The organism is Amycolatopsis kentuckyensis (assembly GCF_041679295.1).
GTDB lineage: Bacteria > Actinomycetota > Actinomycetes > Mycobacteriales > Pseudonocardiaceae > Amycolatopsis > Amycolatopsis kentuckyensis_A.
Genome location: NZ_JBGDMD010000003.1, coordinates 24,412 through 46,419 on the forward strand (window position 1 = coordinate 24,412; position 22,008 = coordinate 46,419).

23 protein-coding genes are annotated in these 22,008 nt (G+C 71.2%); 12 read left to right on the forward strand and 11 right to left on the reverse strand.

Going from position 1 to position 22,008, the window contains the following annotated elements:
- Positions 1-20: 20 nt before the first annotated feature.
- Entirely contained in the window at positions 21-1,238 is a 1,218-nt protein-coding gene (locus tag ACERZO_RS11860; protein WP_372664648.1) for an ROK family protein, read from the reverse strand.
- Positions 1,239-1,328: 90 nt separating this feature from the next.
- Between ACERZO_RS11860 and ACERZO_RS11865 the strand changes: the two genes are divergently transcribed.
- Positions 1,329-1,664, forward strand: a complete 336-nt coding sequence (locus ACERZO_RS11865; RefSeq protein ID WP_372664649.1) for an ArsR/SmtB family transcription factor — start codon at positions 1,329-1,331, stop codon at positions 1,662-1,664.
- Position 1,665: 1 nt separating this feature from the next.
- Positions 1,666-2,145 carry an SRPBCC family protein gene (locus ACERZO_RS11870; RefSeq protein ID WP_372664650.1) on the forward strand — a complete coding sequence of 160 codons (480 nt, stop codon included), beginning with the start codon at positions 1,666-1,668 and terminating at the stop codon, positions 2,143-2,145.
- Here ACERZO_RS11870 and ACERZO_RS11875 read toward each other — a convergent pair.
- Positions 2,114-3,082: a helix-turn-helix transcriptional regulator gene (locus ACERZO_RS11875; protein ID WP_372664651.1), complete on the reverse strand. Its 969-nt coding sequence runs from the start codon at positions 3,080-3,082 to the stop codon at positions 2,114-2,116. The two genes, ACERZO_RS11870 and ACERZO_RS11875, sit on opposite strands and share 32 nt — an antisense overlap.
- A gap of 53 nt (positions 3,083-3,135) precedes the next feature.
- Here ACERZO_RS11875 and ACERZO_RS11880 point away from each other — a divergent pair, with 53 nt between their 5' ends.
- The 4 genes from ACERZO_RS11880 to ACERZO_RS11895 are packed head-to-tail and all read left to right on the forward strand — an operon-like array spanning position 3,136 to position 9,630.
- Positions 3,136-4,260 carry an epoxide hydrolase family protein gene (locus ACERZO_RS11880; RefSeq protein ID WP_372665558.1) on the forward strand — a complete coding sequence of 375 codons (1,125 nt, stop codon included), beginning with the start codon at positions 3,136-3,138 and terminating at the stop codon, positions 4,258-4,260.
- Complete coding sequence (locus ACERZO_RS11885; protein ID WP_372664652.1) at positions 4,257-5,333, forward strand: winged helix DNA-binding domain-containing protein; 1,077 nt, start codon at positions 4,257-4,259, stop codon at positions 5,331-5,333. The genes ACERZO_RS11880 and ACERZO_RS11885 overlap by 4 nt, the downstream gene beginning before the upstream one ends.
- A 48-nt stretch (positions 5,334-5,381) precedes the next feature.
- Positions 5,382-8,372 (forward strand): ATP-binding protein, encoded by a 2,991-nt coding sequence (locus ACERZO_RS11890; protein WP_372664653.1) that lies wholly within the window; start codon positions 5,382-5,384, stop codon positions 8,370-8,372.
- Between the two features lie 31 nt (positions 8,373-8,403).
- A complete protein-coding gene (locus ACERZO_RS11895) occupies positions 8,404-9,630 on the forward strand; it encodes an FAD-dependent monooxygenase (RefSeq protein WP_372664654.1) in 1,227 nt (408 codons plus the stop codon).
- On the opposite strand, the gene ACERZO_RS11900 is transcribed toward ACERZO_RS11895, so the two are convergent.
- On the reverse strand, positions 9,596-9,922 hold the full coding sequence (locus ACERZO_RS11900) for a DUF3140 domain-containing protein (RefSeq protein ID WP_372664655.1): 327 nt from the start codon (positions 9,920-9,922) through the stop codon (positions 9,596-9,598). The genes ACERZO_RS11895 and ACERZO_RS11900 overlap by 35 nt on opposite strands.
- A gap of 55 nt (positions 9,923-9,977) precedes the next feature.
- On the opposite strand from ACERZO_RS11900, the gene ACERZO_RS11905 reads away from it, so the two are divergent.
- On the forward strand, positions 9,978-10,187 hold the full coding sequence (locus tag ACERZO_RS11905; RefSeq protein WP_372664656.1) for a DUF2945 domain-containing protein: 210 nt from the start codon (positions 9,978-9,980) through the stop codon (positions 10,185-10,187).
- Here ACERZO_RS11905 and ACERZO_RS11910 read toward each other — a convergent pair.
- Both ACERZO_RS11910 and ACERZO_RS11915 read right to left on the reverse strand, forming a co-directional pair.
- Positions 10,184-10,378 carry a hypothetical protein gene (locus ACERZO_RS11910; protein WP_372664657.1) on the reverse strand — a complete coding sequence of 65 codons (195 nt, stop codon included), beginning with the start codon at positions 10,376-10,378 and terminating at the stop codon, positions 10,184-10,186. The genes ACERZO_RS11905 and ACERZO_RS11910 overlap by 4 nt on opposite strands.
- A gap of 22 nt (positions 10,379-10,400) precedes the next feature.
- Positions 10,401-11,285, reverse strand: a complete 885-nt coding sequence (locus tag ACERZO_RS11915) for an NmrA/HSCARG family protein (RefSeq protein WP_372664658.1) — start codon at positions 11,283-11,285, stop codon at positions 10,401-10,403.
- Between the two features lie 102 nt (positions 11,286-11,387).
- On the opposite strand from ACERZO_RS11915, the gene ACERZO_RS11920 reads away from it, so the two are divergent.
- Positions 11,388-11,933: a TetR/AcrR family transcriptional regulator gene (locus tag ACERZO_RS11920; protein WP_372664659.1), complete on the forward strand. Its 546-nt coding sequence runs from the start codon at positions 11,388-11,390 to the stop codon at positions 11,931-11,933.
- Positions 11,934-12,023: 90 nt separating this feature from the next.
- Here ACERZO_RS11920 and ACERZO_RS11925 read toward each other — a convergent pair whose 3' ends face one another.
- Positions 12,024-13,154, reverse strand: coding sequence for a helix-turn-helix domain-containing protein (locus ACERZO_RS11925; protein ID WP_372664660.1), 1,131 nt, complete (start codon positions 13,152-13,154; stop codon positions 12,024-12,026).
- Positions 13,155-13,327: 173 nt separating this feature from the next.
- Between ACERZO_RS11925 and ACERZO_RS11930 the strand changes: the two genes are divergently transcribed.
- Positions 13,328-14,596 (forward strand): YncE family protein, encoded by a 1,269-nt coding sequence (locus ACERZO_RS11930; RefSeq protein WP_444843219.1) that lies wholly within the window; start codon positions 13,328-13,330, stop codon positions 14,594-14,596.
- On the opposite strand, the gene ACERZO_RS11935 is transcribed toward ACERZO_RS11930, so the two are convergent.
- The 3 genes from ACERZO_RS11935 to ACERZO_RS11945 all read right to left on the reverse strand — a co-directional run bounded on the left by ACERZO_RS11935 (position 14,591) and on the right by ACERZO_RS11945 (position 16,750).
- Positions 14,591-15,235, reverse strand: a complete 645-nt coding sequence (locus ACERZO_RS11935) for a DUF5655 domain-containing protein (protein WP_372664661.1) — start codon at positions 15,233-15,235, stop codon at positions 14,591-14,593. The two genes, ACERZO_RS11930 and ACERZO_RS11935, sit on opposite strands and share 6 nt — an antisense overlap.
- Positions 15,236-15,305: 70 nt before the next feature.
- Entirely contained in the window at positions 15,306-16,091 is a 786-nt protein-coding gene (locus tag ACERZO_RS11940; RefSeq protein WP_372664662.1) for a hypothetical protein, read from the reverse strand.
- Positions 16,088-16,750: a hypothetical protein gene (locus ACERZO_RS11945; protein WP_372664663.1), complete on the reverse strand. Its 663-nt coding sequence runs from the start codon at positions 16,748-16,750 to the stop codon at positions 16,088-16,090. The genes ACERZO_RS11940 and ACERZO_RS11945 overlap by 4 nt, the downstream gene beginning before the upstream one ends.
- A 640-nt stretch (positions 16,751-17,390) precedes the next feature.
- Here ACERZO_RS11945 and ACERZO_RS11950 point away from each other — a divergent pair.
- Positions 17,391-17,501, forward strand: a complete 111-nt coding sequence (locus ACERZO_RS11950; protein WP_372664664.1) for an FAD-dependent monooxygenase — start codon at positions 17,391-17,393, stop codon at positions 17,499-17,501.
- A gap of 14 nt (positions 17,502-17,515) precedes the next feature.
- Here ACERZO_RS11950 and ACERZO_RS11955 read toward each other — a convergent pair whose 3' ends face one another.
- Positions 17,516-18,007 carry a GNAT family N-acetyltransferase gene (locus ACERZO_RS11955; protein WP_372664665.1) on the reverse strand — a complete coding sequence of 164 codons (492 nt, stop codon included), beginning with the start codon at positions 18,005-18,007 and terminating at the stop codon, positions 17,516-17,518.
- A 10-nt stretch (positions 18,008-18,017) separates the two neighbouring features.
- Complete coding sequence (locus ACERZO_RS11960; protein ID WP_372664666.1) at positions 18,018-19,820, reverse strand: sigma-54-dependent Fis family transcriptional regulator; 1,803 nt, start codon at positions 19,818-19,820, stop codon at positions 18,018-18,020.
- 167 nt (positions 19,821-19,987) lie between these two features.
- Between ACERZO_RS11960 and ACERZO_RS11965 the strand changes: the two genes are divergently transcribed.
- Positions 19,988-20,236, forward strand: coding sequence for a hypothetical protein (locus ACERZO_RS11965; RefSeq protein WP_372664667.1), 249 nt, complete (start codon positions 19,988-19,990; stop codon positions 20,234-20,236).
- A 107-nt stretch (positions 20,237-20,343) separates the two neighbouring features.
- Complete coding sequence (locus ACERZO_RS11970) at positions 20,344-21,996, forward strand: methane monooxygenase (RefSeq protein WP_372664668.1); 1,653 nt, start codon at positions 20,344-20,346, stop codon at positions 21,994-21,996.
- Positions 21,997-22,008: the final 12 nt, after the last annotated feature.

The following is a 22,008-nucleotide window of genomic DNA, read 5'->3' on the forward strand; positions in this document are numbered from 1 at the left end:
CGTGAAATAACTCCGGTGATTCACGAGGCGTGCGACAACCGGGTGAGAAGCGGACCGAGCGGGTCGTCGTAGAGTGCCTGGAGGAGCACCGCGCCGCCCGCGGTCGCCAGCTCCGTGCCCGGGAAGCTCGTCGGCACAACGGTTTCCGCCGGATCGGCGCAGGTCCGCGAACGCTCGCCGACCTCGTCCCGGATGGCGGGAAGGCAACCGGGCACCTGGGCTACACTCCGGTCGACCACGACGAGCACGGCCGGGTTCAGGACGTCGAGCAGCAAAGCGGCGGCCTGTCCGATGAGCCGCGCGCGGTCGTGGAAAACCCGCACCGCCGCGGAATCGCCGGAAGTCGCGAGCGCGAGCAATTCCGGGAAGTCCGGCCGCGTGATGAGCCCGCTTTCCGCGGCTTTGCGCGCGAGCGTCGCTTCCGAGACGGTGGCTTCGAGGCAGCCGGTGCGCCCGCAGCGGCACGGCTCGGCGCTGTCGTCGACCGGCAGGTGCGCGACCGCGCCCGCGGCCGAGCGCGGCCCGTGGTGCACGGTGCCGCCGGTGGCGAACGCGGCGTCCACGACGTTGCCGGTGAACAGCTGCACGACGCTGTCCCGCGCCCGCGGGTGCCCGAAGAGCTGCTCGGCGTGCACCAGGGACCGCGCGTGCCCGTCGACCGCGACGGTGAGCCCGGTCGTCGCGGTGAGCAGGTCGCGCACCGGGACGTCCCGCCAGCCCAGCAGCGGGTGGTCGACCACCGTGCCGGATTCGCGGTCGACCCAGCCTCCGGTGGCGACGCCGAGCCCGAGCGGCTCGCGGTCCGGGGCGTGCCCGAGCAGCAGGTCGTCGAGGATCTCGGCAGCGCGGGCGAGGAGGTCTTCGGCGGCCAGCCCGTCGTGCGGTTCTTCGTGCTGTGCCAGGACGTTCCCGCGCAGATCGAGCAGCGCGACGGTCGCGTGGTGCACGGCGAAGTGCACCGCGCCGGCGACGTGCCGTCCGGTGTCGAGGTCGACCGGCACGTGCGGCCGCCCGACGCTTCGCTTTCCGGTTTCCGGGAGTTCGCGCAGCAGCCCGTGCCGGAGCAGCTCGGCGGTGTGCCCGGTGACGGCGGCCGCGGACAGCCCCGTCCGCCGCGCGACGGTGCTGCGCGCGATCGGCCCCTCGTCGAGGACCGTCCGGAGGACCGCGCTGGCACTGGCACTGCGCCGCGCGCCGCGCGCGTCCGTCCTCTGTGGACTGTCGACCGGGGTGGCCATGGGCTGATCGTGGCAGACGCGGGTGCGCGAGCCCAGCGTGTCCAGGATGTGGGGCTTGACGCATACCCATATGGGCATATGATGGCTCGCGTGGCACGAGCAGCGACGACCGCCGACACCTTCAACGCCGTCGCCGAACCCCGGCGGCGGCAGATCCTCGACTTTCTGATGGCGGGCGAGCGGTCCGTCGGCGACCTCGTCGACCTGCTCGGCCTCGCCCAGCCGCAGGTGTCCAAGCACCTGCGCGTGCTGCGGGAGGTGGGTGCGGTGGACGTGCGCGGTGACGGCCGGCAGCGGCTCTACCGGCTCAACGGGCCCGCGCTCAAACCCATCCACGACTGGGTCAAGCGCTACGAGCGGACGTGGGCCGAGCGGTTCGACCTGATGGACGAAGTCCTCGAAGAGCTCAAGGAACAGGAGAAGTGACGTGGAGATCACCACCCCCGCCGACGACCAGATCCTGATCACGCGCGAATTCGACGCGCCGAAGCACCTCGTCTACCGCGTGTGGACCACGCCGGAGCTGGTGCGTCGCTGGTGGAGCGGGCACCGCGGGACCACCACCGAAGTGGAGCTGGACCTGCGGCCCGGTGGACGCTGGCGGTACGTGCTGAAGACGAACGACGGCGCCGAGGTCGGCTTCCACGGCGAGTACCGCGAGGTCGTGCCGGACGAGCGGATCGTCTACACCGAGGTGTTCGAAATGCCGGGCGTCGACCTCGACTCCGTGGACGGGCCGCTCAACACCGTCACCTTCACCGCCCTGGACGGGGACCGCACGCGGCTCGAACTGCTGACCGTCACCGGCAGCCAGGAGCTGCGCGACACGATCCTCCAGTCCGGTATGGAGGTCGGCGTCCGGGAGCAGATGGTGCTCATCCAGGAGCTGGCGGACTCCCTGCGCTAGCCGCGCGCAGGAACCGTTCGCCCGTCCTGGCCAGCTCGGCGGCCAGGTCCGGCGCGTCGAGCACCTCGAAGTCGACTTCGAGCAGCCCGAGGTACAGCCCGAGCAGCTGCGCGTTGTCCGAGCCCACTTCCGCGACGCAGCGATCCGGTCCGTCGGGCGTCACCTCGACCGCGAGCGGCAGCCGGGCCCGGACGTACGCCTCGGACGCGTGCAGGCGCACCTTCGCGTGGAACCGCCACGTCGCCGCCCCGACGCTGCGCTGGACGAACTGCGCGACGTCGCCCTCCGGCGGCTCGCGCGGGGTGAAGCGCGGCCCGTTCGGCACCTTCGGCGTCATCCGGTCGACGCGGAACGTGCGCCAGTCGTCGCGCGCGGTGTCCCACGCGACGAGGTACCAGCGCCGGCCCCAGCTGACCAGCCGGTGCGGTTCGACGTCGCGGCGGCTCGCCGCGCGCGTGTGGCTCGTGTAGTCGAACCGCAGCCGCTCGCCGGCCCGGATCGCCGCCGCGATCGCGGTCAGCACGTCCGCGTCGACGGCCGGGCCGCCGCCCGGCACCGCGACCGTCGCGGCCTGCAGCGCGTGGACCCGGTGGCGCAGCCGCGACGGCAGCACCTGCTCCAGCTTCGCCAGCGCGCGCACCGACGTCTCGGCGATCCCGGCGACCCCGGTGGCCGTCCGCAGCCCGACCGCGACGGCCACCGCTTCGTCGTCGTCCAGCAGCAGCGGCGGCAGCTGCGCACCCGCGCCGAGCCGGTAGCCGCCCTGGACGCCGGGAGAGGCCTCGACCGGGTAGCCGAGGTCGCGCAGCTTCCCGACGTCGCTGCGGACGGTGCGCGCGGTGACGCCCAGCCGCTCGGCGAGGTCGGCGCCGGTCCAGTCGCGCCGCGTCTCGAGCAGCGACAGCAGCCGCAGCAGGCGGGCGGAGGTCTGCAACATTCTTCGAGGATCGCATGAATCGCGGAAGGAAGTCTTCCGCAATGGTTCGTAACGTGCTGCTCATGACGAACCCCTTCCGCATCGAGATCCCGCAGACCGAGCTCGCCGACCTGCACCGCCGCCTCGCCGAGGCCCGGTTCGCCGACCCCGTGCCCGGCGACGAGCCGGACTGGTCCCGCGGCATCCCCACCACCGCCGTGCGCGAGCTGGCCGAGTACTGGCGCGACGGTTTCGACTGGCGCGCGCAGGAGGCGGCGATCAACGCGTTCCCGCAGTACACGACCGTGATCGACGGCCAGACCATCCACTACCTGCACGTCCGGTCGCCGCGGGTCGACGCGCTGCCGCTGCTGCTCACCCACGGCTACCCCAGCTCGTTCGCCGAGTTCCTCGACGTCATCGGGCCGCTCACCGAGGCGGGACCGGACGCCTTCCACGTCGTCGTCCCGTCGGTGCCCGGGTTCGGGTTCTCGACGCCGCTGAGCGGCCCGGGCTGGGAGCTCGCCCGGACGACGGACGCGTTCGCCGAGCTGATGACGCGGCTCGGGTACGACCGCTTCGCCGCGCAGGGCGGCGACATCGGCGCCGGCGTCACCGGGCGGCTCGCCGCGCTGTACCCGGACCGCGTGATCGGCACCCACGTCACCAGCGACCGCGGCACGATCGCCCTCGCCGGCGAGCAGCTTCCGTTGCCCGCGAACCTGTCCGCGGCCGAACAGTCCGAATTGGACGCCGCCCGCGCGGCGTGGCGGGCCGGCCGCGGCTACCTCGACCTCCAGTCGCACAAGCCGGAGACGATCGCGGCCGCGCTCACCGACTCCCCGGTCGGGCAGCTGGCGTGGATCGCGGAGAAGTTCCAGGCGTGGACCGGCGCCAGCGTCGACCGCGACCGGCTGCTGACGACCGTGAGCCTGTACTGGTTCACCCGCAGCGGCGCCACCGCGGCCCGGTTCCTGTACGAGGCCGCGCATTCCGGCCACGGCTGGCTGGCGCCGTCGGACGTGCCGGCCGGCTGGGCGGTCTTCAACAGCTCGCCGGTGGTGCGGCGGATCATGGACCCCGACGAGAAGATCGCGCACTGGTCGGACTTCGCCGAAGGCGGCCACTTCGCGGCGATGGAAGAGCCGGAACTGCTCGTGCACGACGTCCGCGCGTTCTTCCGCGGGCTGCGGCCGTGAACGTCCGCGCGCTCAACCGGGCGCTGCTGGCGCGACAGCACCTCCTCGACCGGTCTTCCCGGCCCGCCGCCGCGATGATCGAGCACCTCGTCGGGATGCAGGCGCAGGCACCGCTCGCGCCGTACGTCGGGCTGTGGACGCGGCTCGCCCGGTTCCGGCCGGACGAGCTGGCGGCCCTGCTCACCGGGCGGGCTGCCGTGCGCGGGCTGCTGATGCGCGGGACCGTCCACCTCGTGACCGCCGACGACGCGCGGGTGCTGCGGCCGCTGGTCCAGCGCGTGGTGGCGAACGGCTACACCGGGCACTTCGGCGGCCGCGTCGGCGACGCCGATCTCGACGCCGTGGCGCGCTTCGGCCGTGAGCTGCTGGCCGAGCGGCCCCGCACCCGGCGGCAGGTGCAGGACGCCTTGGCCGAGCGCTGGCCGGAGCACGACGCCGAAGCACTGTCCTACGCGGTGAGCTACCTGGTGCCGACCGCGCAGGTGACGCCCCGCGGCGTCTGGGGGTCGACCGGCCCGGCCGTCCTGACCACCCTGCAGGGCTGGCTCGGCCGTCCGCTCGCCTGCCGTCCGTCGCTCGACGCCGTGATCCGGCGGTACCTCCGGGCGTACGGCCCGGCGTCGGTCGCCGACGTCCAGGCGTGGTCGGGGCTGACGAAGCTGCGGGAGGTCGTGGCGCCGATGGGTCTGCGCACGTTCCGCGCGGAGTCCGGCGAAGTGCTGTACGACGTCGAAGACGGCGTGCTGCCGGACCCGGACACCCCGGCCCCGGTCCGGTTCCTGCCGGAATACGACAACGTCCTGCTCTCGCACGCGAACCGCGCCCGGGTCCTCCCGCCCGGGCGGCGGGTCCCGTTGCCGCCGGGCACCGGCGCTTCCCGCGGGACGCTGCTGGTGGACGGCTTCTACCGCGCGGACTGGCGGCTGTCCGGAACCGTCCTGGAGGTCTCGGCGCACGACCGGCTCACGGCGGGGGAGCGGGCGGATATCGAGGCGGAAGGCGAGCGCGTGCTGGAGTTCCTCGGCGCGCGGCAGCAGTCTTCCGTGGCCGTCGTGAGTGGCAATCCGGGTTAGAACCCGGATTGCCACTCACGACGGGAGGCGGTGGGCCAGAATCACCGCGTGCAGTTCGCGATCCTCGGGCCGGTCGAAGCCCGCCGTCCCGACGGGACCGTCGTCGCCTTGGGCGGCCCGCAGCTGCGGGGGTTGCTCGCGCTCCTCGCCCTCGACGCCGGGCGGGTGGTCAGCGCGGAACGGCTGATCGACGGCCTGCACGGCGACCACCCGCCCGAGGGCGCCGCCGAAGCACTCCAATCCCAGGTGTCGCGGCTGCGGCGCCGGCTCCGGGACGGCGGTGCGCCCGACGGGCTCGTCGAGTTCACGCCCGCCGGCTACCGGCTGGCCGTCGACCCGCAGGACGTCGACGTCCACCGCTTCGAACGCCTCACTGCCGAAGCGCGCGAGACGCCGGACCCGGCCGGGAAGCGGGAACTGTTCGCCGAAGCGCTCGCGCTGTGGCGAGGGCCGGCGCTCGACGGGCTCGCCGATCCGCCGCGCGCGGCCCGGCTGGCCGAACTGCGCCTCGCCGCGACCGAGGACCGCGTCGAAGCCGACCTGGTGCTCGGCCGCCACGACCACGTCGTCGCCGAACTCCGCGAACTGACCCGGGAACACCCGCTGCGCGAACGGCTCGCCGCCCAGCTCGTCCGTGCGCTCCACGGCGGCGGCCGCTCGGCCGAGGCCCTCACCGTCTTCGCCGAGACGCGGGAGCGGCTCGCCGACGAGCTGGGCGCGGACCCGTCACCGGAGCTGGCGGACGCGCACGCCGCCGTCCTGCGCTCCGCCGCGCCGGCCCCGGCCCGGCGGGTTCCGGTGCCGCTCACCGGGTTCGTCGGCCGGACCGAACTCGAGCGGCTGAGGACAGCCCTCGACACTGCCCGGCTCGTCACGCTCACCGGACCCGGCGGCGCCGGCAAGACCCGCCTCGCCATCGAGGCCGCGACCGGCGACGCCTGCTTCGTCGAACTGGCGACGACGACCGACGTGCCCCGGGCCGTGCTCACCGCGCTGGGCCTGCGCGAACAGGGCGTCCTGACCCCCGGAGCGGCCGAGGACCCGGCCGACCGGCTGGCCACCGCCCTCGCCGACCGGCCGCTGCTGCTCGTCCTCGACAACTGCGAACACGTCGTCGCCGTGGCCGCGCGGCTCGTCGGACGGCTGCTCGCCGGGTGCCCCGGCCTGCGCGTGCTCGCCACCAGCCGCGAACCGCTCGGCCTCACCGGCGAGACGCTGGTGCCGGTCGGCGCCCTGCCCGCCGCCGCGGCGGCGAAGCTGTTCACCGACCGGGCCGCGGCCGTCGCGCCCGGCGTGGAGCTCGACCCGGGCGCGGTGACGCGGATCTGCGCCGCCCTCGACGGGCTCCCGCTGGCGATCGAGCTCGCCGCCGCGCGCCTGCGGTCGCTGTCCGCCACCGACGTCGCCGCCCGGCTCGGCGACCGCTTCCGGCTGCTCTCGCGCGGCGACCGGACCGCCGAGCCGCGGCACCGGACCCTGCGCGGCGTCGTCGAGTGGAGCTGGGACCTCCTCGAGCCGGACGAGCGGCGGCTCGCGGGCCGGTTCGCGGTGTTCGCCGGCGGCGCTCGGCTCGCCGCGGCCGAGCGCGTCTGCGATGTCTCCGACGCGGTTCTCACCGGCCTGGTCGAGAAGTCCTTCGTCGAGTTCGCCGGCGGCCGGTACCGGATGCTGGAGACGATCCGGGCGTTCTGCGCCGAACACGGGGACGACCGGCGCGCGGAGCACGCGAAGTACTTCCTCGACCTGGCGCTGGCGGCCGAGCCGAAGCTGCGTGGCGCGGCGCAGCTGAGCGCGCTGGACGACCTGACCGCCGAGCACGCCGACCTGACCGCGGCGCTGCGCTGGAGCACCGCCGAAGACCCGGAAACCGCGGTCCGGCTCATCGCCGCGCTGACCTGGTACTGGTGGCTGCGCGGCCGGCGCGGCGAGGCGACGCCGTTCGCGGACGCCGTCGTCGCCGCCTTCGGCGCGGAGCCGCCGCCCGGCCTGGCCGAGGAGTACGTGGTCTGCCTGATCCACGCGTCGGACACCGACGTCGAGCCGGAGCCGATCCTGCGGGAGCTGGCCGGGCCGCTGCGCCACCCGTACCTCTTCCTGCTGTGGGCGTTTTCCCCGCGCACCAAGGTGGAAGACGGCGAACGGCTGGCCGCGCTGGTGGGCGACGACCCGTGGTCGCGGGCGTTCACCCGCATCGGCGACGGCCTCGGCGCCCAGTACCGCGGCCGGATCGAAGAGGCCGAGACGCACTTTTCGGCGGCGTTGCAAGGGTTTCGCGCCCTTGGTGACCGCTGGGGCGAAGCGAGCGCGCTGGAGAAGCTCGCCGAGTTCGCGGACTGGCGTGGCGACCACGCGCGGTTCCGCGAGCTGATGGACGAGTCCGTCCGGCTGGCCGGCGAGCTCGGCTCCGTCGAAGACGCCGCCGACCTGCTCTGCCGCCGTGCCGACGGCGTCCTCCGCACCGGCGACGTCGAAACCGCCCGCGCCGACTACGAAACCGCCGCCGAGCAGGCCCGCGCGGCCGGCACGCCGGTGACGCTCGCGCGGGCCCGCGGCGGCCTCGGCGAGATCGCGCGGCGCGCGGGTGACCTGGCCGCGGCCCGGCGCTGGTACACCGCCGCCGTCGGCCTCGCCGCGGGCCCGGTCACCGGCGGCGAGACGCGGATCCGGCTCCACACCGGCTTCGGCTGGACCGCCGCCGCCGAGGGCCGGCTCGACGAGGCGACCGAACTGCACCAGGAGGCGCTGGCCACCGCCCTCGAACACGCGAACCTGCCGGGCGCGGCGCAGGCGATCGAAGGTCTGGCCGGCGTCCTCGCCGTGCGGGAGGAGGACGAGCGGGCCGCGTTCCTGCTCGGCGTCGCGGTCGGGCTGCGCGGCGCGCCCGTCACCGGCGACCCGGATGTCGCGGGCGTGACCGACCGAGTGCGCGCCCGCATCGGCGCCGAGGCCTACGCGGAAGCCTTCGACCGCGGCCGAGAAATGCCCCCTGAGCAGGCGTTGAGCGAGTTCGGTCAGCGGCGGTTCGCACTCGGTTCGTGACCGGTCAGCGGCCGCGCGCACCGTCCGGGGCATGACGAAGACGATCCTGATCTCCGGCGCGAGCGTCGCCGGCCCCGCCCTCGCCTGGTGGCTGCACCACCACGGCTTCCGCGCCACCGTCGTCGAGCGCGCGCCGAACCTGCGCGAAGGCGGCTACAAGGTCGACATCCGCGGTGTCGCGGTCGACGTCGTCCGCCGGATGGGGCTGCTCGAAGAGGTGCACGCGGCGAGCACCGACATGCGCGGTGCGGCGTTCGTGAACAAGCGCGGCAAGGAGATCGCCACGCTGGACGCCGACACGTTCGGCTTCCGTCACGGCGACGACACCGAGATCCTGCGCGGCGACCTCGCGAAGATCCTCCACGACGCGACCCGCGAGCACACCGAGTACGTCTTCGGCGACTGGATCACCGGCCTGGACGAGCGCGCGGACGGCGTCCACGTGACGTTCGCCCACGGGGCGCCACGCCGGTTCGACCTGGTCGTCGGCGCCGACGGCCTGCACTCCGGCGTCCGCGCGCTGGCGTTCGGCCCGGAGGAGGACTTCCTGCGCCGGTTCGACGCCTACATCTCGATCTCGACCGTGCCCAACACGTTCGCACTGGACCGCTGGGAACTGCTGCATTCGGCGGCCGCGGGCAAGATGGTGAACGTCTACAGCACCGCCCGCGCCGACGACGCGAAGGCGGCGTTCTGGTTCAGCGCGCCGCTGTTGCCGTACGACCGCTGGGATGTCGAGGGGCAGAAGGACCTGGTCGCCGACCAGTTCGCCGGCCTCGGCTGGGAAACCGCCGCGCTGCTCGACGCGATGCGCGAAGCCGGCGACTTCTACTTCGACCCGGTGTGCCAGATCGTCATGGACCGCCTGTCGGCCGGCCGCGTGACGCTGCTGGGCGACGCGGGGTACTGCCCGTCGCCGGCGTCGGGACAGGGCACGAGCCTGGCCTTGGCGGGTGCGTACGTCCTGGCGGGCGAGTTGGCCACCGCCGCCGATTTCGGGGTGGCGCTCGCCCGGTACGAGAGCGGGATGCGGCCCTACATCGAGAAGAACCAGGCCCTGGCGAAGACGGCGTTGCGCGGGATCCTCCCGCAGTCGCGCGCGTTCGCGTGGTTCAACACCCGGATGATCAAGCTGATGCCGTACCTCCCGGGCCGCAACCGCGTCCTGGAGCAGATGGCCCGCCCGGTCCGGGAAGCGGCGAACGCCTTGGTGCTCGAGGACTTCACTTCTTCAGCGGATCGTGCCCCCAGTTCATGAGCGAGTACCGCCAGGTCGTCTCCTGCACATCCCCGGCCGGCCGTTGCGCGAGGTGGCGGTGGACGTAGCCGACGACCTTGCGCATGTGGGCGAGGTCGTCGGCGGTCTGGTCGCCCTTCTTCTTGGTCAGGATGCCGATGATCCGCCGCCCGGACTCGTGCCCGACGGACTCGCCGCCGTCCTTGTGCTGCCCGGCGCCCTTCGATTCGTCGGTCTTCAGCCAGTCCTCGAGCTGCTTGGCGGTCATGTTGACGTTCTCGCCGAACTCGCGGCGGGTTTCTTCGTCGTCCATTCGGGACGCATACCCGCTGCGATCACGGGTATGCCCACCCGAGGAGGTGGTTCTCGTGAGCAAGGACTTCAAGAAGGGCGACCGCGTCCGCTGGGACGCGGGCAACCAGAGTTCGGTGGGGACGGTCGAGGAGAAGATCACCAAGGACACCCACGCCGGCAAGCGGGACGTCAAGGCGTCGCCGGAGGAGCCGCAGTACCTGGTGAAGAGCGAGAAGTCCGGGAAGACCGCGGTGCACCACCCGGACAAGCTCCACCAGGCTTAGCGCGCGGCGCGGACTTTCGCCGCCACTGCGGCCAGCTCGTGGGCGAGCTCGAACATCCGCGTTCCCGCGCTGGCCGGCAGGGAGACCAGGTCCTCGTGGACGAACGCCGCCGGAGCCCGCCCGGCGGAGATGGCGCAGAAGACGCACTCGCCGTCGGCGGTGGTCGCGGGCAGCTGTGGTGGCTGGGCCATGGCACCGACCGTAGCCAGGCGGTCACGCCGCTGTCAGGTGCTTTTCCGTCCACTCCTCGAACGTCGTCAGCGGGATGCCGAGCGCCCGGGCGAACTCGGGGCGCGCGGGGTGGCCGACCTCGTTCTGCCACTCGTGCCGGACCGCGAACGCGGGCGCTCCGGCGGCGATCGCCTCCTCGGCGGTCATGTCCGGCGCCGTCAGCTCGACGCCGAGCGAACGCGACAGGATCTCGGCGACCCGCGTCATCGTCATCAGTTCGCTCGCCAGCTCCAGCTCGACGCCGTCGAAGCGCGCCGGTTCCTGGAACGCGGCGGCGGCCGCGGCGCCGATGTCGTCCACCGCGACCAGGGCCAGTTCGGTCGCCGGCTTGATGGTCGTGACGAGCCGGCCGTGGGGCAGCAGGAACGACGGCGGCAGGAAGTTCTCCATGAAGAAGCCCGGCTTGAGTAACGTCCAGTGCGCGAAGCCGGCATCGCGTACGCGGTCCTGGATCGCGGTCTTGGTCTCCAGGTAGTGCTCCATCGACGTCCAGCGGCCCTCGGCCCAGCCGGGCACGCCCCGGTGCTGCCCGGCGCCGGAGACGGACGTGTGCACGAACTGCGGCACGCCGGCTTCGCGAGCGGCGTCGACCAGGTTGCGGCCCTGGACCCACTCGGAGTCGCCTTCGAGGTTCGTCAGGTCGGGCATCTGGATGGAGAACACGCCGCGTACGCCCTTCATGGCGGGGGCGAGGGAGCCGGGGTCGTAGAGGTCGCCTTGTACGATTTCGGCACCTGACCTGCGGAGGGCTTCCGCCTTGCCGGGATTCCGCACGAGCGCGCGGACGGGCACGCCGGCCTTCAGGAGGGCGCGGGCGGTGGCGCCGCCTTGCTTGCCGGTGGCGCCGGTGACCAGGACGGGGGACATGGGGACTCCTCGGGCCGCTAAGTGGCGGGGCCCGCCACTTCGTGGTCGCTACACTAGCCACTAAGTGGCGGGCCCCGCCACTTCCTGTTCCGGAGGTGGTCCGTGCCGCGGTCCGACGCCCGCCGCAACTACGCGCGCATCCTCGCCGTCGCCGAGGAGGAGGTCGCGGCGCGCGGTGCCGACGCGTCCCTGGAGCAGATCGCCCGGACGGCGGGCGTCGGCTCGGCGACGGTGCGCCGCCACTTCCCGAGCCGGCCGGCGCTGCTGGAGGCGGTGTTCCGGCGGCAGGTGGACGCGCTCGCCGAGCGGGCCCACGCCCTGGCGGCCGAATCGGACGCCCGCACGGCGCTGCTGGACTGGCTCCGCGCGGTGACGACGTACGCGGCGACCGCCCGGGGCTTGGCGACGGCCTTGGTCCGCGACGAGGAGTCGATGGCCCACGCGTGCTCGACGACGATGACCGCGGCGGGCGAGCCGTTGGTGCGCCGGGCGATCGAGGCGGGCGCGGTCGGCGCGGACGTCACGGCGGCGGACCTGATCGCGGTGGTGACGGGGATCGTGCTGGCCACGGAACACCACCGCGACCCGGCGGCCGAGGCACAGCGGCTGCTGGACCTGGCGGTACGCGGCATCAGCCCGGCCCGCTGAGCCGATCACGACCGGTTTCCGCCGAGGCAACCGAGATTGGCATGGGCGGCCCACTCGGCCGCGGTCTTCGCGAGTCGGCCAGGGTGCCCCTCACGGGCGTTCGGCGGCCGTGAGCCAGTGGTGCAACGCCCACCACGAGCGCACCGCGTCGAGCACCCGGCCGCCCGTGTTTTCCGCCCACGGCAACGGCGTCAGCTCCGCCAGCCGGTCCAACCGGTACCGGACCGTGTTCGGGTGCAGGTGCAGTGCTTCCGCCGTCGGGCGCAGGCGCTGGCCGTGGTCCAGGTACGCCAGCGCCGTCGCCGCCAGCTCGCGGTGGAACGGGTTCGCCGGGTCGAGCGAACCGAGCAGCGCCGACGTCAGCAAACCGGCCAGCAGCGGCTGGGCCGTCAACGCGATCTCGCCCGCCAGCGCCGTCAAGTCGTGGTAGCCGGGGCCGGCGAGGCGCGCCGCCGCCGTGCACAACCGGTGCACCTCCTGCAACGCCGGCAACGCCGCCGGGGGCGCCACCACCAGCAGGACGTCCTCGGCGAGCGCGACCCCGGCCGGTGACCGCACGGCCAAGCCGGTCAGCCTGCCCTCGACCAGGCCGTACACCCCGCCGAACTCCAGCAGCGCCTGCTCCAGCGTCCGCGCCTGGGCCGGCTCGCTGACGTCCGACACCACGCAGAAGTACCGGACGTCCGGGTGCAGCCCCGCCCGCCGCAGCTCCTCGGGCGTCGGCGGGTGTCCCGAGAGCAGCAACGTCCGCAGCAGCTGGGTCCGCGCGTCGCGGACCGTGCGGGACAGCTGGAGCTCGGCCGCGTGGTAGCCCTTGACGATGTGGTGCTCCAGCGCTCCCGTGTAGCGGTCGGCGTCGAGGACGGTTTCGAGGATGAGGTCGTCCGGCACGCCCGCCGCCCGGGCGCGTTCGACGGCGACGCGGGCCGCGTGCGTGCGGCCGGCCTGGACCCCGCGCAGCAGCTCGGTGAGCGGGACACCCTGCGCCGCGCGGTCCGCGCCGAGGGCCTCGGCAGTGGTGTAGTCCTCTCGCGCGGGGCCGTCGGGGCTCGCCGTCGCCCGCAGCGCCGCCGAGAGCAGCACCTGGATGTGCCGCCGGTTCTCGGCCTCCGGCAGCCGCGCGACCTCGGGCGACTCGCTGCGCGCCGCTTTGACCAGCTCGTCGAGCACGGCCTCGTCCGCGGCCAGGTCGTCGAGGATCCGGCGGAGCAGCGGCGTCACCGGGCACCTCCCGAAACCGTTGTGGCACCGCCACAACCGGCACCGGCGACGTTGGGCGGCCGACCCTACCGGACGGGCTCCGGTGCCCGGTTATCGTGGCAATACCGGACAGTAACCCCTGCCCGGGGCAAAAACCACCGCCGCACCTCTTCAGCGTCGAAAGGTGTCTTGTCGTGCGCACTTCCCCGGGAACCCGCCGACGGCGGTCCTACCTCTCGCGCCTGGCGTACCTGACCTCCGCCGTCGCCCTGCTGGCGACCGGCGCGGCGGTGCCCGCGACCGGCGCCCCCGCGGCGCTGCGGGAGGTGATGTTCGTCGGCAACAACTGGGAGGGGACGGCCGACGTCATCGCCTCGCGCGGCTCCTTCGCGAAGATCGGGCGCGTGAACATCATCCCCGACAAGGACGACCGGCTGCGGGAGATCTACCTCAACCCGATCAAGCTGGCGTTCTTCCTCGGCATCCGCAACGGGCCGGGGGAGGGGCACGACCAGTTCGTCGACGACATGTACACGACCCCGGACGGGGCCTCGGTGGTGGCGTCGCGGCCGAGCTTCGCCGACGTCGTCTCGATCAGCCTCGCCACCGGCCGGATCAACTGGCGCTTCCCGGTTTCCGGCTTCCGCGCCGACCACATGGCCGTCTCGCCGGACGGCCGCCGCGTCGCCGTCTCGGCCTCGACGTCGAACACCGTGCACGTGCTGGACATCGTGACCGGGCAGCAGGTCGGCTCGTTCGCGACCGGCGACAAGCCGCACGAGAACGTCTTCACCGCCGGCGGCCGGTACCTGTGGAACATGTCGATCGGCAACGTCGACACGAACCTCGACGACCCCGGCTGGGACTTCACCAAGGGGGACCGGCGCATCACGGTCGTCGACGCCACGACCTTCCAGCAGGTCAAGGTGATCGACATGCGCGACCGGCTCGACGCCTTCGGGCGCCGGGACCTCTCGGACGCCGTGCGGCCGGTCGCGTTCACCCCCGACGAGTCCAAACTGTACTTCCAGGTGTCGTTCTTCAACGGCTTCCTGGAGTACGACGTCGCGACCGACAAGATCACCCGCGTCAAGGAGCTGCCGAAGAACCCGGCCACGAGCGACGACCGCACCACGTTCGTCAACGACTCCCGCCACCACGGCCTGTCGATGAACCCGGCGGGCACCAAGCTCTGCGTCGCCGGGACGATGGACGACTACGCCACGGTCGTCGACCGCACGACCCTGCAGCAGGGCACGCTGGTACCGGCGGTGAAGCCGTACTGGGCCACGGTGAGCGGCGACGGCAGCGCGTGCGTCATCTCCGAAGCCGGCGCGGACCGGGTCACGGCGATCGACTTCGCGACGGGGCAGAAGCTGGTCTCGGTGCCGGTGGGCGACCACCCGCAGCGGGTCCGCCTCGGCCACGTCCCCGAGGGCTGGACCGGCCCGGCCGGGTCATGAGAAGTCGTAGGCGAGCGTGAACCAGCCGCGGACTTCCTCGTCCACATCGGACACTTCACGCAGCTTCAGCTGGTGACCCACCCGGGGCCCCGACGCCCAGCGCGCCGGGGCGATCCGGGCCGACTCGACCGGGTGCGGCAGGAACAGGTACACCAGGACGTCCCGCGAGCGGGGCCGGAGCTCGGCGAGCTTCCGGTCCCGCTTGAGGAACACCCCGACCTTGACGGCGTCCTCGTGCACGTCGCCGAGCGTCCGAAGGTGGTCCAGGACGGCGTCGTAGATGGCGCGGAACTTCGGGTCGCGCCCGGCGAAGGTCTCCTCGACCGTGCAGCCCGGGACGCACGTGTGGCCCTGGCCGGCGCGCGCGAACTCGCGGTCGCAGCGCGGGCACGTCCAGCGGGTCGCCATGCCGTCCAGGATGGCACGGCCGCCGGTGCCGAGCGCGGGGATCAGGGCGGCCGTGTTCACCAGCCGCTGTGCCGCGAATTTCCACTGCGACGGCGCCAGCCGTTCCAAGATCCGCGCCACCAGCCTCGTGCCCGAATCGGTGACCTCGAGGGTTGCGGCGCTCCGGTTGCACGCGTAGCGCCCGTGCGCCACGTAACCGAGGGACTCCAGTTGGTCGGTCAGCCGCGTCACCGACGGCCGATGAATAATTCACGTAATCACTATGAAGGGCCTAGTGGCGCCGACCGGATTCGAGGCGCATTCAAATATATTCAAACGTAATGGATGGTAAGAGTCGGGCCTCAACGTCGGCCTCGCCGCTGGGCGAGATCTGCACGTGCCCGTCGGCCTGGTCGTACTCGACTAGGACGTTGTCATCTAGTGAGCGTAGTACCTTCTTGTAGTCGCGAATCCGACGGTGCTTCAGGTTTGTGGCAAGATCAATATCGGACATTCCACCGGTTGCGGCATAGAGGAGCAGCAGTGTCTTGTCCGCCAGGCGCATGGATGGATTCAGGACGCGACGGCGGCCGTTGACTTCCCAGATCAACGGCAGTGTTCGCTCGACCAATGCTTCGACCGTCTTGGTGGCCGTCTCGACGTCAGTGTCGTGGAAGATCCGTACTAACTCAGCCATCACCCATTGTACGGCATGGAGCACGAATGTTGCGTCCATGTGGTTGGCGTCAACGTCACCACCGACGTGTCCGACGCCTCGGTTGTTGCGAATTTCGTAGAGCCCGATTAAAACTCTGGGGATGCCGATCCGGACAGACTGCGGGAATTTGGTTTTGTCTGCCTGGCCAAGTTCCTCGCACGCTTTGGGGAAGTTTCGAGGCTTCGAGGCCATTGTTGGGTAAGTCCCATCGATGTAACCTTTGAGTATTGAGTAGGCTACTTCACAAAATCGTCCACCGTTCAGTTCGGTCGCTTGCCAGTGATGTCGTGTGTAGTTTTTGGCAATCTTGGAGTACTCGGCGATTAACTCCGTGCGTAGGCTCTGGGGCAGGTGGCCGAGGGCTTGTGACACGTCAAGTGTTGCGGTCACGATTCACCCATCAGCTTGCTGACTAGGTCAGGGAACGCCTTGATCCCGGGGCCTTTGGCCTGAATGCGACGGTTGTTCCCGCTTCCCTTGATGACGAACCCCTGCAATGCCTTCAAGTGCGATGAGAAATTTGCTGAGTCGTAGCACTTGAGGCGCTGCGCCTCGTCGCGCACTAGCTCAACCGACGTGTCGTCCTCATCCAAACCGAACGAGCGCACTATGGTGAAGATAGCGGCGATTGCTCGGGTTCGGTCCGCGTTATTCTTTCCCAATTTGATGCCGGGCAGGCTCAAGCGCAACCTGCCGTCGTCGAGGTGGATCAGATTTTCCAGTGCGCTCGCGCTGGTGTTTGTCCCCGCTGACGTCTTCGTCACCAGATCTCCTTCGGAAACGGTGATGACGTTCTCATTCGCCTGACTTTGGTCTTCGGCCGACCTGGCGCCGGTTGTGCCGGACGTGTTGCTGGGGCGGCGACCCGTCTTGGATGTCGAGGATGCTGGCTGAGTCGGCGTGGGCGCAGGTGGCGCGATGAGTCGCACTGCCTCGCGGAACGCGATTTCGTGGATCTTCTCAGGCAGATCTGCTGCTTCGACAGCGGACCATGCCTCCTTCAGGACAGTACTGACGTTCATGTTTGCCGCCTTCCATGTCGTGGTCATGTCGACTGTACATCCTGAAAGGATGGTAGACAACTGTGTCCATCTTCTGTCTACTTTTCGATGTTCGAGGTTCGGCAAGATGACCGGACTCGCTGCACTGTTGTGCCTGGTCAAGCGCATGCAAACGAGGCTAACCTTCCGAAGACTACGTCGATCCTTCCGGAAGACTGGAACGAATGGCGGATGCATCCACGTTCTGTGGTATCTACATATCTGGCCGACGCCTTTGAGCTGGAGGTTTGTAGCAACTAGCGACGAAAGATGGACTCTCCACGCGGCTTCCATATATCAGTCGAGTCGCCATGCTTCGCGCATGACGTCCGCAGGGTGACCTGGAGTGATGTTCGGGATGAACTGGCCGCTGGCCCTCGAACAGGTCAGCCTGCGCCCGTCGCCGGAGGCGTGACGGTGGTAGCCCCAGTGCCCGGCAGCGACGATCACTACCGGGTGCTCGCGACCCATCTCCGAAGCGCCTGAGCACCCCGGGATCGCCGACATCCAGTCCGTTGTGGGCGAACGGAGTCCGAAGGGTGCGCGGTCGCGGGCTACCGAAGTGGTGTGGAGCTCGCGGTTCCGCGTCCACGCCGGATGGCCGGCCACTACCGCGCGTGCCGGGGCCCGCTGGCGGCGACGCGCGCACGTGCGCAGCCCGGCCTGCGGGCAGGGTATGAACACGGGCATCCAGGACTCAGTCGCGCTCGGCCGACTGCTAGTCCGGGTGGCCGTAGGGCCTGCCGGAGGTCTTGAATGAGTCGTTCAAACGTCTCAGCGAGCCGGTGACCAGAGGCCGAGCCACTGCTCCGCGCCGAAGTCCTCGTACCGCTTCACCTCGGTGAACCCCAGCTTCGCCGCGAGCCGCATCGAGGCGGCGTTGGCGGTCTGGGTGCGCAGCGCCACCGGCTCGCCGGGACGCGCGCCGGCGAACCACTCGAGGGCTGCCGCGCACGCTTCGGTCGCGTACCCCCGCCCCCACGCCGAAGGCAGGAACAGGTAGCCGATCTCGGTCTCCCCGTCCTCGCTCCGGTCGAGGGTGACCATGCCGATCATCGCGCCGCCGAGGTCCACCACGAACGAGCCGAACCGCCGCCCCGGCAGCTCGGGCACCGCGGCCTCGACCTCGGCGCGCGGCCGGGACCCGCCGAGGTAGGTCCCCACCTCCGGCGAGGCGAACAGTTCGACGTACGCCGGCCGGTCACGGGCTTCGGACTCGCGCAGCACGAGCCGCTCGGTGGGAACAGGGGCAGCTGGCCAAGTCACACCGGCCAACCTAGCGGGCCGGCGGCACGATCCCGTACTCGTGGATCTTGCGGTAGATCGTCGCCCGGGAGATGCCCAGCAGCTTCGCCGCCCGGACCTTGTTGCCGTCCGCGTCTTCGAGGCACTTCACGATCGCGTCGCGCTCGATCGACTCGAACCGGTTCAGCGGCCGCCGCCCGACGGTGTGGAACTCCGCCGGGAGGTCGCCCGGGCGGATGGTGCCCGCCCGGCGGCGCTGGGCCACCGCCCGCAGCACCTGGTAGAGCTGCCCGGTGTTGCCCGGCCACTCCGCCCGCATCAGCAGGTGCAGCGCCGCGGCCGAGCACGTCAGCCGCCCGCCGTAGCCGAGCTTGCTCAGCACCAGCGGGACCAGCTCCGCCAGGTCCTCGACGTGGTGGCGCAGCGGTGGCACCCGCACCGTCCGCGGGAACGACTTCAGCAGCTCGGCCAGCGCCGGCTTCGTCTCGGCCTCCGGCACGAGCGTGAGCACCACCCACGGCGCGTCGGCCCGCTCGCGCAGCTCCCGCAACGTCGTGGCCAGCGCGTTCGCCGCCGGCGCCGCCAGCCGGTCGGCGTGGCGGACGACCAGCGTGCGGATCGGGGCCTCGGCGTGCTCGCGCAGCAGCGCGGCCCAGTCCGTGCCGCTCGCCACCGCCGCGTCCACGGTCAGCAGCCGCGCCGCCGGGTGGTGCCGCTGGTGCAGGCCCTTCGCCAGGGTCAGCTTGCCGGTCCCGGCCTCGCCTTCCAGCGCGACCCACTCGTCGCGCTGGTGGCCCGTGTCGAGCTCGTGCCCGCAGCGCAGCCACAGCGGCGCCGAGCCGACCACGCCCGGCAGGTACATCGGCAGCATCGGCGTCGACGGCACCGCGAGGGCCTCTTCGGCTTCGATCAGCTTCACCGACAGCACGCCGCCCGCGGTGTCGGTCTCCCGCTGGCCCGGGACGCGGCGGCAGAACACGCGCACGCGCAGGCCGCTGGACAGCGCGAGCGTCGCCGACGTCCGGCGCCCGTCGGTGAGGGCCGCGGTGCCGTGGCTCAGCAGCACCGACTGGTCGGCCGGGTCGAGCAGCTGCCGGGCCCGGTCGTTCATCATCACGATGTCCTCGTTGAACGCCAGCACGATGCCCGTCCACCGGCGGCAGGTCTGCAGGTAGGCCTGGAAGAGGATCATCTCCCGCAGGTCGCTGTGGCGCAGCAGCGCCTGCCGGATCTGCTCGGCCGTCGAGCGCGCCAGCGCGATCAGCAGGCCGCCGGCGTCCTTGTACCAGCAGGTGAGGTCGACGGCGCCGATCTTCTTGCCGGAGATCGGGTGGTGGATCGGCACGCCCGCGCAGGCCAGGTTCTCCAGGTGCTCGGCGTAGTGCTCGTGCCCGAACACCGTGGTCGCGCGGCCGTCCTCGAGCGCGGTGCCGATGCCGTTGGTCCCGACGGACTGCTCGCCGTAGCTGAACCCGGGCACCAGCTCGACGCGTTCGAGGTGCCGTTTCAGGTCGGCGTCGCCGGTCCGCTGGGTGAGCACGACGCCGCTGGCGTCGGTGAGGATCAGGCTGATCGGCTGGCCGTCGAACTGCTCGCCCAGCTTGTCCAGCACCGGTTCGGCGCCGCGCATGAGCGGGATGTCGAGGTTCTGGTCGCCGAAGTAGCGGGGATCGATCCGGTCGGCCTCCACCCGGAACTGCTGCGAGCGCCGCCAGGAGGCCAGGATCGTCTGCCGGACCGTGCCCGGCGGCACCGGTTCGGCCGTCAGGAAACGCACCCGGGTGCGGGCGAGCTCGTCGTCGGCGAGCAGAGTTCCGGGCGCCATCTCGTCCACGTGACCTCCAGCTTCCCGCGGCCCACGTGGGTGCGGGCACACCCGTTGTGCCGCCCGTTCAGCCTAGATGCGGCGCGCGACGAGCGGTGTCTCAAATTGAGACGCCCGGGCCGCGCCCCCGGCGGTCCGATGGAGGTCCGACCCACCGCTGACCAGGAGGAGTGCCCATGGCCGCCGATGCCGCGGAGACGTACAACCCGTGGACGATCGTCAACCTGGTTTTCACGCATCTGGCCGAACAGGGGCTGCACCCGACGTTCGGCGAGGAAGGCCACCCGGGCGAGCCGGCCGCGGCGCTGCTGCGCGCGCTCGGGATCACCCCGACCGTCGAGGGGGACGCGCGCGTGCGCACGAGCGTCCACAGCGAGCTCGCCGAGCTGCGCGCCCGGATGCTCGGCCCGGACGAAACGCCCTGAGCAGCGGTTCTGTCTCAGATTGAGACCCGCGTCACGCGAGCGCACCCCTTCAATGGTCAACGCAGGACGTCCGCCCCGACGGCGAGCGACCGACAAGGAGTTGATCCATGAGTCGCCAGAGTGTGGCGAAAGCCCACCAGAAGATCCAGGAACTGTCGTGGGAGCCGGCGTACCACACCCCGGTTTCGCACTACGGGACCGACTACACGTTCCAGAAGGCCAAGAAGAAGGACCCGTTGAAGCAGGTCCTCCGCTCGTACTTCCCGATGCAGGAGGAGAAGGACCACCGGGTCTACGGCGCCGAGGACGGCGCGATCCGCGGCAACATGTTCCGCCAGGTGCAGGAGCGCTGGCTGGAGTGGCAGAAGCTGTTCCTGTCGATCATCCCGCTGCCCGAGATCTCCGCGGCGCGGGCGATGCCGCTGCTGTTCCGCACGGTCCCGAACCCGGAGCTGCACAACGGCCAGGCGATCCAGATGATCGACGAGGTCCGGCACTCGACGATCCAGCAGAACCTCAAGCGCCTGTACATGCAGAACTACATCGACCCGGCGGGCTTCAACTCGAGCCTGCGCAACTTCCAGAACGACTACTGCGGCACCATCGGCCGCCAGTTCGCCGAAGGCTTCATCACCGGTGACGCCATCACCGCGGCGAGCATCTACCTCACCATCGTCGCCGAAACGGCGTTCACGAACACGCTGTTCGTCGCCATGCCGGCCGAGGCCGCCGCGAACGGCGACTACCTGCTGCCCACGGTGTTCCACTCGGTGCAGTCCGACGAGTCCCGCCACATCAGCAACGGCTACGCCACCCTGCTGATGGCGTTGTCGGACGAGAGCAACCACCAGCTGCTCGAACGCGACCTGCGGTACGCGTGGTGGAACAACCACGCCGTCGTCGACGCCGCGATCGGCACGTTCATCGAGTACGGCACCAAGGACCGCCGCAAGGACCGCGAAAGCTACGCGGAGATGTGGCGCCGCTGGATCTACGACGACTACTACCGCTCGTACCTGGTCCCGCTGGAGAAGTACGGGCTCGTCATCCCGCACGACCTCATCGAAGAAGCCTGGAACCGGATCTGGAACAAGGGCTACGTCCACGAGGTCGCGCAGTTCTTCGCCACCGGGTGGCTCGCCAACTACTGGCGCATCGACCCGATGACCGACGAAGACTTCGAGTGGTTCGAGTACAAGTACCCGGGCTGGTACGACAAGTACGGCAAGTGGTGGGAGAACTACGCCCGCCTCGCGACGCCGAACGGGCACCACCCGATCGTCGCCGAGGACGTCGACTACGTGTACCCGCACCGCTGCTGGACGTGCATGGTGCCGTGCCTCATCCGCGAGGACATGGTGGTCGACCAGGTCGACGGCCAGCACCGCACGTACTGCTCGGAGACGTGCCGCTGGACCGACGCCGAGGCGTTCCGGCCCACCTACCAGGGCCGCAACACCCCGAACATGGGCCAGCTGGTCGGCGCCCGCGAGTGGGAGACGCTCTACCACGGCTGGAACTGGGCCGACGTCGTCTCCGACATGGGCTTCGTCCGCGACGACGGCAAGACCATGGTCGCGCAGCCGCACCTGGACCTCGACCCGAAGAAGATGTGGACGCTCGACCACCTGCGCCGGATGCCGGAGGTGCAGTCGCCGAACGTGCTGCTGAACCAGATGACCGACGAGCAGCGCGCCGCCTTCGTGGCCGACTACAACCGCCAGGGCCCGGCCGGTCGCCCGGCGCCGCAGACGGCCTGACGAGACGGGAAG

Excerpts from the sequence above, each read along its gene's own strand:
- ACERZO_RS11895 (WP_372664654.1), top strand. The coding sequence starts at position 8,404 with ATGACGAAGACGATCCTGATCTCCGGCGCGAGCGTCGCCGGCCCCGCC.
- ACERZO_RS11910 (WP_372664657.1), bottom strand. The coding sequence starts at position 10,378 with ATGGCCCAGCCACCACAGCTGCCCGCGACCACCGCCGACGGCGAGTGC.
- ACERZO_RS11915 (WP_372664658.1), bottom strand. The coding sequence starts at position 11,285 with ATGTCCCCCGTCCTGGTCACCGGCGCCACCGGCAAGCAAGGCGGCGCC.
- ACERZO_RS11860 (WP_372664648.1), bottom strand. The coding sequence starts at position 1,238 with ATGGCCACCCCGGTCGACAGTCCACAGAGGACGGACGCGCGCGGCGCG.
- ACERZO_RS11970 (WP_372664668.1), top strand. The coding sequence starts at position 20,344 with ATGAGTCGCCAGAGTGTGGCGAAAGCCCACCAGAAGATCCAGGAACTG.
- ACERZO_RS11875 (WP_372664651.1), bottom strand. The coding sequence starts at position 3,082 with ATGTTGCAGACCTCCGCCCGCCTGCTGCGGCTGCTGTCGCTGCTCGAG.
- ACERZO_RS11945 (WP_372664663.1), bottom strand. The coding sequence starts at position 16,750 with ATGACCACGACATGGAAGGCGGCAAACATGAACGTCAGTACTGTCCTG.
- ACERZO_RS11965 (WP_372664667.1), top strand. The coding sequence starts at position 19,988 with ATGGCCGCCGATGCCGCGGAGACGTACAACCCGTGGACGATCGTCAAC.
- ACERZO_RS11900 (WP_372664655.1), bottom strand. The coding sequence starts at position 9,922 with ATGGACGACGAAGAAACCCGCCGCGAGTTCGGCGAGAACGTCAACATG.